We start from the raw sequence: 13965 nt of genomic DNA, 5'->3' as shown, positions 1-13965 counted from the left end.
ATCCGTCGCGGCCGGACACGTCCTAGTGGCCGCGGGCGATCCACTCGTCGAGGTGCACGGCTTCGGCGCCGATGGTCGTCGACTCGCCGTGGCCGGTGAGTACGACCGTGCTCGCCGGCAGCGTCAGCAGCGTGCCCGTGATCGACGCGATGATCGTGGGGAAGTCGCTGAACGAGCGGCCGGTGGCGCCGGGTCCGCCGTGGAACAGGGTGTCGCCGCTGAACACGGTGCCCAGCGCTGAGGAATAGAAGCAAACGGCGCCGGGGGAGTGGCCGGGGGTGTGCAGCACCTCGAGATCGATGCCGGCCACCTGGATGTGCTGACCGTTCTCGAGCGGACGGCTCGGCGGCGCATCCGGGTAGACCCGGTCCCACAGCATCATGTCGTCGGGGTGCAGATACGTGGGCGCGGTGTGCGCCTTCTGCACGCCGGCGACGGCGCCGATGTGGTCGTCGTGCGCGTGCGTGCAGAGGATGCCCACCAGCTTGCGGTCGCCGACGGCCGTGAGGATGGCGTCGACATCGTGGGCGGCGTCGATCACGACGCACTCGTCGTCGTCGCCGACGATCCAGACGTTGTTGTCGACGTCCCAGGTGCCGCCGTCGAGGCTGAAGCTGCCGGAGGTGACCAGGTGCTCGATGCGGGCGGCCATCAGAGCACGACCACGGAGCGCAGCACGTCGCCGCGGGCCATCTTCGCGAAGGCCTCCTCGATGTGTCCGATGCCGATGCGCTCGCTGACGAATTCGTCCAGCGGCAGGCGGCCCTGCAGGTAGAGGTCGGTCAGCATCGGGAAGTCGCGTTCGGGCAGGCAGTCGCCGTACCAGGACGACTTCAGCGCGCCGCCGCGCCCGAACACGTCGAGCAGGGGGACCTCGAGCATCATGTCGGGGGTAGGCACGCCCACCAGCACGACCGTGCCGGCCAGGTCGCGGGCGTAGAACGCCTGCCGCCAGGTCTCGGGACGCCCGACGGCGTCGATCACGACATCCGCGCCGAAGCCGCCGGTGAGGTCCTGCACGGCCGTGACCACGCCATCCTCGTCGAGGCCGGCGGAGTCGATGCTGTGCGTGGCGCCGAGCGCTACCGCGGTGGCGAGCTTCTTCTCGTCGCGGTCGATGGCGATGATGACGGATGCCCCGGCGAGCCGGGCCCCGACGATCGCCGCGTTGCCCACGCCGCCGCATCCGATCACGGCGACCGAGTCGCCGCGGGTGACGTTGCCCGTGTTCATGGCGGCGCCGATGCCGGCCATGATGCCGCAGCCGAGCAGTCCGACGACCGCGGGGTCGGCCGCCGGGTCGACCCTGGTGCACTGCTTCTCGTGCACGAGGGTCTTCTCGGCGAACGCGCCGATGCCGAGGGCCGGGGTGAGCTCGGTGCCGTCGGTGAGGGTCATCTTCTGGGTGGCGTTGAAGGTGTTGAAGCAGTACCAGGGCTCGGCGCGCTTGCAGGCACGGCAGTCGCCGCAGACCGCACGCCAGTTCAGCACCACGAAGTCGCCCACGGCGACGTGCGTGACGCCCGCGCCGATCACGCTCACCCGACCGGCGGCCTCATGGCCGAGCAGGAACGGGAACTCGTCGTTGATGCCGCCATCACGGTAGTGCACGTCGGTGTGGCAGACGCCGCAGGTCTCGATATCGACGATGACCTCGCCGGCAGCCGGGTCGGGGATGACGATGTCGACGACCTCCACCGGTGCACCCTTCGATCGAGCGATGACGCCTGAGACGGTGACCGACATGGAACTCCTCTGGTAGCTGCGTGGGGTGCTGGTGGAACCCGTCCACACTACCCAACCTCTCCGGCAGGCTGCCCCAGTGGCTACGCGAATTCCTCGCAGTGATCGCACCACCAGCCTCCGCCGACCGGCGCCATCGCGGCGTAGCAGGAGGCACAGGTGGGAGTCGGAAGCATATGGTCGTCGTCGTTCATCTGGAGATCGGTGTCGATTCTGAAGACGAGTTCCCCAGCCCAGGAAAGGGCATTCGCAGGTTTAAGTGTAGGCAGACCCCGCCACGGATGTCTAGGAAAATTGACAACCCTGAGCGTGGCCTGCCAGCGGCCGATCCGGACAGGCGTTTTGACACCCCCACTCAGGGCACCTAGCCTTGGCCGGGTTGCGGACCTGGTCTGCGTTCAGGCACTGACTCACTCAATGAAACTGACTCACTCAATGAAGAGGACCGACCCATGACCACGGCCATGCCCCGCACCGAGATCGTCTCCGAGAAGGGGCTGGCCCGTGTGGCGCAGTCCATGGCGCGGTGGACCGAGAAATGGTTCCCCGACGCCTACGTCTTCGCGCTCGGCGGCGTCATCATCGTCGCGATCGCCGCGCTGGCCAACGGCTCCTCGCCGGTCGCGGTCGTCACGGCATTCGGAGACGGTTTCTGGGACCTGACCGCCTTCACCCTGCAGATGGCCATGGTCGTGCTGACCGGGTATGTCGTGGCCACCTCGGCCCCGGTCGCCCGCCTCATCAACAAGCTGGCGGCGGTGCCGCAGACCGCGGCGACAGCCGTGAGCTTCGTGGCCCTGCTGTCGATGTCGGTGTCATTCTTGAACTGGGGGCTCAGCCTGGTCTTCGCCGGGCTCCTGGCTCGGGCGATCGCCCGTCGGGTCGACCTGCGCGTGGACTACCGGGCCCTCGGGGCCGCCGCCTTCATGGGGCTCGGCGCGGTCTGGGCGCTGGGGCTGTCGTCGTCCGCGGCGCAGTTGCAGGCCACGGCCACCTCGCTCCCGCCGGAGCTGCTGAAGGTCACCGGCGTGCTCGACTTCGGCACCACGATCTTCACCTGGCAGTCGCTTGTGCTGCTCGCGGTGATGATGGCTCTCACCGTGACCGTCGCTCACCTGTCAGCACCCCGCGGCGTCGCCATCCGCACCGCTGCCGAACTCGAGGTGAGCCTCGACGACCAGCCCGAACCCACCCAGGCCCGCACCCGCCCGGGCGAGTGGCTCGAATTCCACTGGATCCTCCCGGCGATCCTCGGGCTGATGACCCTCGGCTGGCTCGTCGCGCAGTTCCTGACGAAACCATTCCTGACCGTGATCAGCAGCCTCAACGGCTACCTGCTGGTGTTCCTCGTGCTCGGCCTCGTGCTGCACAAGACACCGCGCAACTTTCTGCAGGCCGTGACCAAAGCGGTGCCGGCCACCGCCGGCATCCTGGTGCAGTTCCCGCTCTACGCCGCGATGGCCGCCGTGCTCACCCGTGCCGTCGGCAGCGACGGCCTCACGGTCTCCGAGCACCTCGCCGAGTTCTTCACCAGCCTGGGCGGTGGCGGCGGCTTCGCCGTGATCATCGCCGTCTACACGGCGATCCTGGGCATCTTCGTGCCCTCGGGCGGTGGCAAGTGGCTGGTCGAAGCACCCTATGTGATGCAGGCGGCGACGGATGTCCAGATGAACCTGGGCTGGACGGTGCAGATCTACAACGTGGCCGAGGCCCTGCCGAACCTGATCAACCCGTTCTTCATGCTGCCGCTGCTGGCCGTTCTGAAGCTGCGGGCGCGCGACCTCGTCGGCTTCACCTCGCTGCAGTTCCTCTTCCACCTGCCGGTGGTGCTGCTGCTGGTGTGGCTGCTCGGCATGACCTTCAGCTTCGTGGAACCGGTCATCCCGCCGACCCCGTAGCAGCCCGCCCCGGCCGTCCCGGGCCGGGTGCGCCCGGGTCAGCGCGACGGTTCCAGGCGCACCAGCACCGCCTTCGAGACGGGAGTGTTGCTGCCCTCCGCCGTGGAGTCCAGGGGCACCAGCACATTGGCCTCGGGAAAGTAGGCCGCGGCGCAACCGCGGGCGCTCGGGTACGCGACGAGCCGGAACCGGCGCAGCACCCGGTCGACGTTGTCGCTGAACTCACTGTGTACGTCGACGAGCATTCCGCTGATCAGACCCAACTCGACGATGTCCTCCGGGTTCACGAAGATGACCTGGCGGCCGTTCTTGATGCCGCGGTAACGGTCATTCGGGCTGTAGATCGTGGTGTTGAACTGGTCGTGCGAGCGCAGGGTCTGCAGCAGCAGACGCCCCGGCGGGCGCTCGATGGGCTCCAGTTCGTTGACCGTCAGCAGTGCCTTGCCGCTGGGGGTGGGGAAGGTGCGCCGGTCGCGGGGCCCGTGGGGAAGGGAGAAGCCCTCCTGCTGGCGGATCCGCTGATTGAAGTCGGCGAAGCCCGGAATGACATGTGCGATGTGCTCACGGATGCCGTCGTAGTCGTTCTCGAAACCGGCCCAGTCGATCGAGGTGGTGGTCTCGAGCGTGGCCCGGGCGAGGCGCGACACGATGGCGACCTCGGAGAGCAGCCGGTCCGACACCGGTTCGAGCCGGCCGGTGGAGGAATGCACCGCGCACACCGTGTCCTCCACGGACACGAACTGCGGGCCGGTGGCCTGCCGGTCGATCTCGGTGCGGCCCAGCGTGGGCAGGATCAGCGCCTGTTCGCCGACCACCGCGTGGGACCGGTTCAGCTTGGTGGAGATCTGCACGCTCAGCGCCGTCTTCGAGATCGCGGCCTCGGCGACGGCGGAATCGGAGATCGCCGCCACCAGGTTGCCGCCGAGGGCGATCCAGACCTTCACTCGCCCGTCCCGCATGGCGCGGATGGCGCCGACGCTGTCGAGGCCGTCGGCCCGGGGTGGGTCGAAGCCGAACTCCCGCTCCAGGGCGTCGAGGAAGGTCGTGGGCATCCGTTCCCAGATGCCCATGGTGCGGTCGCCCTGCACATTGCTGTGCCCGCGGATCGGGGAGGCGCCGGCGCCGGGTTTGCCGATGTTGCCGCGCAGCAGCAGCAGATTCATGATCTCCTTGATGGTGGGCACGGCCTTCTTGTGCTGGGTGATGCCCATCGCCCAGGTGATGATGACCTTCTCCGCGCGCAGGTACCGGTCGGCCAGCTCGTCGATCTCGGACTCGGTCAGGCCCGTGGCCGCGGCGACGGCGGCATCGTCGAGCCGGGCCAGATGCGCGCGCAGCTCGTCGAGGCCCACGCAGTGCTCCCGCAGGAATTCGTGGTCGAGGACGGTTCCGGGCCGGGCGGCTTCGGCGTTGAGAACCCGTTTGGACACGGCCTGCAGGAGCGCCATGTCGCCCCCGAGCCGGATCTGCAGGTGCTGGTCGGCGATCACGGTGCCGGCCCCGATGACGCCGCGCACCGTCTGCGGGTTCTTGTAGCGCAGCAGTCCGGCCTCCGGCAGCGGGTTGACCGCGACAACGGATGCGCCGGCCGCCTTCGCCTCCTCCAGTGCCGTGAGCATCCGTGGGTGGTTGCTGCCCGGGTTCTGCCCCATGATGATGATCAGGTCGGCGCGGGCGAAGTCGGCGTAGGTGATGGTGCTCTTGCCGATGCCCACGGTCTCGAGCATCGCGTAGCTGGTCGATTCGTGGCACATGTTCGAACAATCCGGCAGGTTGTTGGTGCCGAACGCCCGTACGAAGAGCTGGTACAGGAACGCGGCCTCGTTCGAGGTGCGGCCGCTCGTGTAGAACGCGGCCTGATCGGGGGAGTCGAGGCCGCGGAGGGTGTCGCCCACCAGCTCGAATGCCGCGTCCCAGGTGATCGGCCGGTAGTGCTCGGAGCCGGCCGGTTTGTAGACCGGTTCCACGAGGCGGCCCTGCATGCCGAGCCAGTACTCCGACTTCGTCAGCAGCTCGCTGATCGGGTTCTCGGCCCAGAACGCGGTAGGCACCGTGACCGGTGTGGCCTCCCAGGTTGCCGCCTTGGCCCCGTTCTCGCAGAACTCGAACGTCTTGCGGTGATCCGGGTCCGGCCACGCGCAGCTCATGCAGTCGAAGCCGTCGCGCTGGTTCATCGCGGTCAGGGCACGCAGGCTGCGCGGCACGCCCATCTGCCGGAAGGCCGGCCCCATGGCATGGGTGACGCCGGGGACTCCCGCCGCCCACGTTCTGGGCCGGGAGACCTCGATGGCGTCCTCGTTGAAATCGTCGACGCTGCTCATACGTCGGTAGTAGCATCGCTCACCGTTACCGGCAAGGCGTAATGATCCCGGCTGAAATGGTGCCACGAATCCCGACAACGGTCACCACCGGGTGCGAAATGACCGTACCGTTGATATGTGGTCTTCGAGCATCGGACTTGAAGAGTGTGGGGGCCACGCACACGAAAGGTTTTTCCAGCTTGAGCGACGAATGCATCCATGGACTTGAGGGCGGGCTTTGCGCCAGCTGTTACCCGAAAGCCGCTCCCGAAATCGTGCCCGGTGTGGCCACCCGAGCCACTCGGAGCAAGTCCGCGGGCCGCGCCCCGTCGCTTCGCAGCTCGCCGTCACCACGCACCGTGACCCTGGGCGGACCGAACCCCACCCTGGGCGCCAAGACCGCCGCCGTGAAGCCCGTCACGACGCGGGCGGCCACCGCGGTGAAGCCCGTCACCAGCTCGAAGTCCGCCGCCGACAACGTCGGTGAGCAGCGCATCTACCACGTCACGCACATCCGTAACCTGGCCGGCATCCTGAGCAGTGGCCGCCTGCTCGCCGACACCAGCGACGCCTGGACGACCCGCCCAGCCGTCGACCTCTCGTCGGCACCCCAGCGAGCGGCCCGGCGTGCAGCGCTCGTGGCGGGCGATGACAGCCCCAGCGTCGCGAGTTACGTGCCGTTCTACCTCTCGCCCAACGCCCGCCTGTGGGACAGCCTGCTCACCGAGTCCAACGACCCGCGTCTGTCGAAAGAGGCCCACGGTTCACAGACCTACGACTTCGTCATCCTGGTCAGCACGGTCAAGAAGCTCCGCGACGCCCACGACGGCGCAGAGACGTCCGCGGCGGCCGTCGCGGTGGCCAATGGGGATGCCGCCGGGTCCTTGACCCGGTTCGGCGCCGCGCCGGAGACCGCCGATCGCATGCTGCGGTCTTTGCGTGCCGACCAGGAATCGCAGAAGATCCGGGAGGCGGAACTGCTCGTCACCGAATCATTCCCGTTCGAACTGGTCACGCTCGTCGGAGTCGCCAACGACAAGGTGCGCGACGCCGTGCGCACCATCCTCGCGGCCGGGGCCTACAAGCCCAAGGTCGTCGTGTACCCGCCGTGGTTCCACGCGGTGGACGAGACCGCGGCGGTCTAGGCGTACTGCCCTAGTCTCGGAGAATGGGTAGACAACAGGGTCGTTCGGTCGTGCTGGTCGGCGTTCTCGTTCTGGGAGCAGTCGGATTCGCCTGGGCGCAGCAGTCCGGCTCTCTGGCGACCGCTTTCCAGGGCGCGCTGGGTTCGCTGAGCGAGACCGAGAGCTCCGGTGTGAGCGCCGCGCCGGCGGTGACCGCCGCAGACCCTGTCTCTCCGGCGGCGGTCGGCGAGATTCCCGCGCGGCCCGGCGACGCCGTGCCGATGACGGTGGAGTACGTGCACGACGGTGACACGCTCTTTCTGCGCGCAGACCAGCCGAACGCCCTGGTGGCCACGACGGATGACGTCAAGGTGCGACTGCTCGGAATCGACACACCGGAGGTAGGGGACAACGCAGAATGCTTCGGCGACCAGGCCACGGAGGCGCTGCGGGCCCTGCTGCCGGAGGGCAGCCAGACCTGGGTCACCGCCGATCAGGATCCGACCGACCAGTACGGGCGCAGCCTGTTCTATCTCTGGACCGAGGACGGGCGATTCGTCAACTACGAGCTGGTTTCCGGTGGTGCGGCCGAGTCGCTCACGATCGCGCCGAACGACACCTACTTCCCACTGCTGAGGGCGGCCGAGGAGGCCGCGATGAGCGCGGGCGCGGGCCAGTGGGGCGTCTGCTGACGCGGCAGCGTGTCAGCGTGTCAGTGCTTCAGATCAGTGCTTCAGATCAGCGCTTCGCCAGCCGCGGCAGGATCAGCCAGACAACAACGATGATCAGCAGCACTGCGGCCCCGGCCGTCTGACCGGCCGCCCGGCCCAGTACCACGTCGAAGACCAGCAGAGCGGTGCCGGACAGGATCACAGCGACTCCGACCAGCGTGGCCCGCACCAGCACATCGGCGACCCGCACGATCTGCTTCATCGCGTGCTTCCCGAACAGCACCCGGTGCAGGCTGACCGGGCCGAGCGCCAGCACCGTGGTCACGGCGGCCGTGGCCACGAGGATGAGGTACACCGTGAGCTGGTAGCCGTCGAGTTCGGTGAAGCGCGGCTGGAAGGCCAGGGCGAGCAGGAAACCACCGACGATCTGCGTACCCGTCTGGGTGACCCTGAGCTCCTGCAGCAGCGACAGCCAGTTGCGGTCGAGGCGCTGAGCATCCGTTTCACCCCGCCGCAGACCGCCTATCGGCTCCTCGGCCGGGGACGATGACGGATCGGGCACGCTCATGGCCCGATGGTATTGCGCTTTGCGCAAATAGATGCGGGATCAGGATCAGGATCGGGTGCGCGCCCGCAGGATCCACTTGCGCAGTTCTTCGGCCCACAACACGATGGATGCCATCCCCACGCAGACGGCCCAGTGCACGGTGTCCATCGAGGCCGTCCCGAACGCGGCCTGCAGGAAGGGGAGTTCGACCACGGCCACCTGAAGCAGGACGCCGAGCAGGAGCGCCCCCCACAGCCACCGGTTCACGAACAGGCGGTGGAACGCGGTGGTCAGTTCGGAACGCGAGTTGAGCGTGTTGAACAGCTGGGCGAAGACCAGCGTGGTGAAGCCGGCGGTGCGAGCCACGGTGAGATCGTCACTGCCGGGATCCAGCACCGGGAGCAGCCCGCCGGGCAGGAACAGGTCGATGGTGGCGAGGGTCACCACGGCCATCACCAGGCCGGTCGACATGATGCCCATCCACATGCGCAGGTCGATCATCCGCTCATTGATGGGCCGGGGCGGGCGCGCCATCACGTCGTCGATCTCCGGGTCGACGCCCATCGCCAGGGCCGGGCCGGAGTCGGTGATGAGGTTGATCCAGAGGATCTGGGTGACCAGCAGCGGCAGCACGACGGTCTCGCTGCTGGCACCGGCCAGGCCGAGCACCCCCGCCAGGAGCACCCCGAGGAACACCGTGAGCACCTCGCCCATGTTCGAGGAGAGCAGGTAGCGCAGGAACTTCTTGATGTTGTCGAGGATGACCCGGCCGCCCCGCACGGCGGCCACGATGGTGGCGAAGTTGTCGTCGACCAGGATGATCTTCGCTGCCTCCTTGGTCACCTCGGTGCCGGTCACGCCCATGGCCACGCCGATGTCAGCGGATTTCAGCGCCGGGGCGTCGTTGACGCCGTCTCCGGTCATCGCGACGATGTCGCCGTTGGCCTGCAGGGCGTCGACGATGCGCAGCTTGTGGTGGGGGGAGACGCGGGCGAAGACGGATGTCCCGCGCACCGCTTCCCGCAGCCCCGGCTCGTCGAGGAGGTCGAGATCCGCTCCCGCCAGCGCCGGCGCACCGGGTTCGACGATCCCCAGGTCGCTCGCGATCCGTGCGGCGGTCGTCGGATGGTCACCCGTGATCATGACCACCCGCACACCCGCCCGGTGGGCTTCCTTGATGGCAGGGGTCACCTCGGTGCGGGGTGGATCGATGATGCCCACGACCCCGGCGTAGATGAGGCCCTGCTCGTCGGCCTCGTCGAGCGGGGCCGTGTTCTCGTCGGCGCGGCTGTAGGCCACACCCAGCGTGCGGAAGGCCTGGGCGGAGAGCGCCTGGATGTCGGCGAGCATCCGTTGTCGCCGCTCGTCGGTCAGGGGTACGACGCTCTCGCCGACCTGAAGAAAGGTGCACCGCTCAAGGAGAATGTCGGGTGCGCCCTTGCTGAAGATGCGCAGGCTCCCGTCGCTGGTCTCCTGATGCAGGGTGGACATCATCTTGCGCTCCGAGGTGAAGGGCATCTCGTCCAGACGGTCGAACCGGGCCATGTGGCCTGTGGTTCCCTCGAGCTTGGCCGCCGCCACCAGGAACGCCGCCTCGGTGGGGTCACCCTGAATCTCCCACTCGCCGTTCTTCTCGGTGAGCTGGGCGTTGCCGGCGAGGGATCCCGCGCCCAGCACCAGCTGGGCCTCGTACCGGAGGCACAGGTCGGTGAGCGGCGCGTCACCCTGACGCACGTCGCCTTCCGGGCGGTAGCCCACCCCGGTCACGTCGACCCGGCCGGAGGCCGTCAGCAGCTGCTGGATCGTCATCTCATTGCGGGTCAGCGTGCCGGTCTTATCGCAGCAGATCACGGAAGCGGAGCCCAGGGTCTCCACGGATTTCAGGTTCTTGACCACGGCGTTCTGCCGCGCCATCCGTTGCACGCCGATGGAGAGGATGACCGACAGAATCGCCGGCAGACCCTCGGGAACGGCAGCGACGGCAAGGGACACCCCGAGCAGGAACACGGTGACGAAGTCGGCCGGGGTGGACACCCCCTGCACCAGCACGATGGTCAGCATCACGACGATGGCGATCACGATCACCACGACGCTGAGCAGCTTGCCGATGTGGCCGATCTCGACTTGCAGCGGCGTCGGGTGCGTCTCGGTGCGCTCGAGCATGGAGGCGATGGCGCCCACCTCGGTGTTCATGCCGGTCCCGGTGACGATGCCGCGGCCGACCCCCTGGCTGACGGCCGTGCCCTTGAAGACCATGTTCAGGCGGTCGCCGAGGGCGGCGGGGGCAGGGAGTGTGCGTGGGTGTTTGGTGACAGCCGAACTTTCGCCCGTCAGGGAGGCCTCGGCGATGCGCAGCGAGTTCGCCTCGGTGAGCCGGGCATCCGCCCCGACGCTGTCTCCCTCGCCCAGCACCAGCAGGTCCCCGCGCACCAGCTCGGTGCTCGGCAGGGTGGTGAGCAGGCCGTCGCGCATGACGGTCGAGGATGCCGCGGTCATGGTGGACAGGGCGGCCACCGCGTTGTCCGCGCGCGCCTCCTGCACCAGGCCGAGCACGGCGTTGAGCACCACGATGGCGGCGATCACCAGGGCATCGACGGGCAGGCCCTGGGAGCCTTCGATCAGCCAGGCGCCGAGCGACACCGCGGTGGCGACCAGCAGCAGGTATATCAGAGGGTCGTTGAACTGGGCCAGGATTCTGCGCCAGACCGGAACCGGGCGCACGGCACGGAGTTCGTTCGGGCCCTCGGCGGCGAGGCGGCGGGCGGCTTCGGCCGCGGTCAGGCCCAGGTGGGCATCGGCCTCGAGCCGGCGGGCGATCTCGGTGGCATCGGCCAGTGAAGGGTCGAGGTCGAGGGGGTCGATCCGGTCCAGTTGTTCCGATTGAGCAGGTGCGTCCATCGGGTGGGTTCCTCTTTCCGCGAAATACCGGGTCAGTCTGGCCCGCGGCACCTTCCAGTGTAGAACCGCTGGGGCAACGACCCGGCGGCCCCCCGTCAGTGGCGGTCCGCCGGTGGTCGAGCCTGTCGAGACCTGAGGCACCGACACCCGGAGGTGCCGGCAGCTTCCGACACCAACTGCGACACCAACTGCGACACCAACTTCGGAGATTTTCGAGAAACGCCGCCCATCGAGGTGCCGCGAACGGCGCGTCGCGACAATCTCCTCAGTTGCGAGCGGTCGGCCTGCAGCACGCCACGCGCACAGATGTCGTAGAACACTACTTCGAAAACCTTTGACTATTAGGTGACAGACTCTCGACTTCGCGTACTATTCCTGCTATTCTCGACGCATGACCACCACCGCAGACGACCTCAGAACGGCAACGGATGCCGTCGCCCGGCTGGGCTCCTCCTGCGCCGACTACGAGGCACTCGCCGATGCCGAAGTGCTGGCCGGTCAGAAGCAGATCGCGGCAGCCCGGCGGCTCCTCGACACCCGGTCGGCGTGGATGGCCGCAACCATCGCCCGCCGCTCCCGGCCCGAGCTCGGCCATTCCGGTCTGGCCGCCCAGCAGGGGTTCCTCTCGCCCGAGGCGCTGATTCAGACGGTGACCGGCTCGACGAAGAACGATGCGTTCAAGCTCGTTGCCGTCGGCACGATGATGGCCGATGCCGAAGCAGCGGAGAAACTGGTCGAGGCCGCCGTGGAATCATCCGATGTGGATGCCGCCGCGGTCGCTTCGTTCGCCGCGAAGGTGCCGTGGCAGGCGCCGATCGCCCGGGCCGTCACCGACGGCACCCTCTCGGTCGATGCGGCCGAGTCGATCCGTTCCGGTCTGGGGCAGATCGACGCCGCGGTCACTGCGGAGAAACTCGGCACCGCCCTCGAGACCCTCCTCGCCGAGGCCGCGTCGCTGAATGTCGACCAGGTCTTCAAACTCGCCCGCCGGATGCGCGACCAGCTCGACGAGGCCGGCATCGCCGCCCGGGAGAAGCAGGCCCACGACGATCGGTTCCTGCGGGTGTACCGGCTTGGCAACGGCAAGGTGCGCCTGAATGGGCTCTTCGCCCCGGAAGACGGCGAGTTCGTGCTCTCCACGTTCGACTCGATCACGAGCCCCCGCCGCGGCGGGGTGCGCTTTGTCGACAAGGAGAAGGCCGCCTGGGCCAAACGTGTGCAGGATGACCCCCGCAGCACGGAGCAGATCGCCGCCGACGCCCTCGTGCAGTTGCTGAAGATCGCCGGTGAGGCCGACCAGGGACGCGTCTTCGGCGGCCGCCGCCCTTCGGTGCGGGTGATCGTGACCGAGAAGGCCGTGAAGGAGGGCCAGCCGGCCCCCGGCCAGGCCGCCCAGGGTGGCCCGGTTCCCGCCGCAGCCACCGAAACCCGCGAAGCCGCCGCCCACGGGCAGATCGAAGGCAACCCCGTGCCAATATCACAGGAGACCATCGACCGGTTGCTCTGCGACACCGGAACCCGCGGCATCCAGGTCGACGACACCGGGCAGATCATCAACGTCGGACGTGACCAACGACTCTTCACCGAAGCGCAACGGGCGGCGATGGGAGTGCGCGACGGAGGCTGCCGGTGGGTGGACTGCGATAGATCACCCGCCTGGTCTGAAGCACACCACATCAACGAATGGCTTGCCGACAACGGGTACACCGACCTTGCCGACGGGGTGCTGCTCTGCCATCCGCATCACCTGTTGCTGCACAACCAGCACTGGAACATCATCCGCACCGGAAACGACTACTGGCTACGACCACCGGTGGAAGTCGACCCGCAGCAGACGCTGATCGCACTGCCGAGTAAACGAGCGGCGCTGTAACCGGAAGCCGGGTCGCAGGGTACGTTTGCTGTCTTTGCCGGACTCAACGCCAGAGGCTGGCATCGATCTGAATAGCGACGACGAAGAGACGTTGACCCTGCTCGATCTTCTCCACCTCGTAGACGCGAACCAGCGTCTGCGGCACGGTATCCATCGGACGACCGACACCGATCCCGTAGGTGACGTAGCCCTCGAAATCGCCCGCCGGCGCGTAACGGGTGATCGCGTCGTAACCGATGAAAGCCGGCGGCGCCGAAACGACGCTCGACTCACCCTGCTCGGTGTGCGCCTGGGCAACGGTGAAGACCGCCCGCAGAATGCGGCTGGTCCCGGGCATGGGAACCGGCAATCCGCTGGCGTCCGAGTCCAGTTCGGGCACGAACATCAGCTCGTAACCAGGAAAACCGCCCTTGAATTTGAAGCTCATCTGGTCGTACGGCGGGGTATCCGACGGATGCTCCCCAACCCCGATCGAATACAGATAGGGAATCGGAGGCTCGGGCGGTGGCGCGATCGGCACCGGGTTGTCATGCACGACAGAGATCGGCTGATCCGGGCCGGGCCACACCCAGTCCTGGCTGATCCGGGAGGAGATGACCCGGTCACCCGACTGTGGCGGGCTCGTCTCGTCCGGTGGAGGCGTGCCGGGGGAGGGTGACGCCGGTGAAGTCGGCGTCGGCGAGGGGGAAGCCGTGGCCGTGGCGGTACCCGTGGCGGAGGGAGAGGCGTTCCCGCCGAGATTGGGATCCCAGGGTGAACACGCCGACGCGGCCAGCGTGGGAATCAGCAGCAGGGGCACCAGCAGCATCCGTCGCAGTGCTGAATATCGCCGTGCTGAATATGGACGTGCAGACTGCGCCAGTGCAGAGTGTTTCGGTGCGGCCGGTCGAAGCGTCATCATGAACCTCAAT

The 13965-nt window shown here is 67.8% G+C and carries 11 protein-coding genes; 4 read left to right on the top strand and 7 right to left on the bottom strand.

What is annotated here, in order from left to right:
- Positions 1-22: 22 nt before the first annotated feature.
- Together AC0J5J_RS06430 and AC0J5J_RS06425 are read right to left on the bottom strand one after the other, a co-directional pair.
- Positions 23-652 carry an MBL fold metallo-hydrolase gene (locus tag AC0J5J_RS06430; RefSeq protein ID WP_134425841.1) on the bottom strand — a complete coding sequence of 210 codons (630 nt, stop codon included), beginning with the start codon at positions 650-652 and terminating at the stop codon, positions 23-25.
- Entirely contained in the window at positions 652-1746 is a 1095-nt protein-coding gene (locus tag AC0J5J_RS06425) for an S-(hydroxymethyl)mycothiol dehydrogenase (RefSeq protein ID WP_474900016.1), read from the bottom strand. The genes AC0J5J_RS06430 and AC0J5J_RS06425 overlap by 1 nt, the downstream gene beginning before the upstream one ends.
- A gap of 449 nt (positions 1747-2195) precedes the next feature.
- Here AC0J5J_RS06425 and AC0J5J_RS06420 point away from each other — a divergent pair, with 449 nt between their 5' ends.
- Positions 2196-3641, top strand: a complete 1446-nt coding sequence (locus AC0J5J_RS06420; RefSeq protein ID WP_474900015.1) for a short-chain fatty acid transporter — start codon at positions 2196-2198, stop codon at positions 3639-3641.
- 38 nt (positions 3642-3679) lie between these two features.
- Here AC0J5J_RS06420 and AC0J5J_RS06415 read toward each other — a convergent pair whose 3' ends face one another.
- Positions 3680-5962 (bottom strand): FdhF/YdeP family oxidoreductase, encoded by a 2283-nt coding sequence (locus AC0J5J_RS06415; RefSeq protein WP_474900014.1) that lies wholly within the window; start codon positions 5960-5962, stop codon positions 3680-3682.
- Between the two features lie 263 nt (positions 5963-6225).
- On the opposite strand from AC0J5J_RS06415, the gene AC0J5J_RS06410 reads away from it, so the two are divergent.
- Positions 6226-7086: a DarT ssDNA thymidine ADP-ribosyltransferase family protein gene (locus AC0J5J_RS06410; RefSeq protein WP_474900013.1), complete on the top strand. Its 861-nt coding sequence runs from the start codon at positions 6226-6228 to the stop codon at positions 7084-7086.
- 23 nt (positions 7087-7109) lie between these two features.
- Positions 7110-7757 carry a thermonuclease family protein gene (locus tag AC0J5J_RS06405; RefSeq protein ID WP_134425836.1) on the top strand — a complete coding sequence of 216 codons (648 nt, stop codon included), beginning with the start codon at positions 7110-7112 and terminating at the stop codon, positions 7755-7757.
- Positions 7758-7803: 46 nt separating this feature from the next.
- Here AC0J5J_RS06405 and AC0J5J_RS06400 read toward each other — a convergent pair whose 3' ends face one another.
- Both AC0J5J_RS06400 and AC0J5J_RS06395 read right to left on the bottom strand, forming a co-directional pair.
- Positions 7804-8304, bottom strand: coding sequence for a DUF6328 family protein (locus AC0J5J_RS06400; protein ID WP_134425835.1), 501 nt, complete (start codon positions 8302-8304; stop codon positions 7804-7806).
- Positions 8305-8349: 45 nt separating this feature from the next.
- Complete coding sequence (locus AC0J5J_RS06395; protein WP_474900012.1) at positions 8350-11181, bottom strand: cation-translocating P-type ATPase; 2832 nt, start codon at positions 11179-11181, stop codon at positions 8350-8352.
- Positions 11182-11572: 391 nt separating this feature from the next.
- On the opposite strand from AC0J5J_RS06395, the gene AC0J5J_RS06390 reads away from it, so the two are divergent.
- Positions 11573-13054, top strand: a complete 1482-nt coding sequence (locus AC0J5J_RS06390; protein WP_474900011.1) for a DUF222 domain-containing protein — start codon at positions 11573-11575, stop codon at positions 13052-13054.
- 43 nt (positions 13055-13097) lie between these two features.
- On the opposite strand, the gene AC0J5J_RS06385 is transcribed toward AC0J5J_RS06390, so the two are convergent.
- Complete coding sequence (locus AC0J5J_RS06385; protein WP_474900010.1) at positions 13098-13589, bottom strand: AMIN-like domain-containing (lipo)protein; 492 nt, start codon at positions 13587-13589, stop codon at positions 13098-13100.
- 67 nt (positions 13590-13656) lie between these two features.
- A complete protein-coding gene (locus AC0J5J_RS06380) occupies positions 13657-13815 on the bottom strand; it encodes a hypothetical protein (protein WP_474900009.1) in 159 nt (52 codons plus the stop codon).
- Positions 13816-13965 lie beyond the last annotated feature (150 nt).

The sequence above is a fragment of the Cryobacterium sp. TS_SC_7 genome (assembly GCF_056156285.1).
This window is presented reverse-complemented; position numbering and strand designations above follow the sequence as displayed.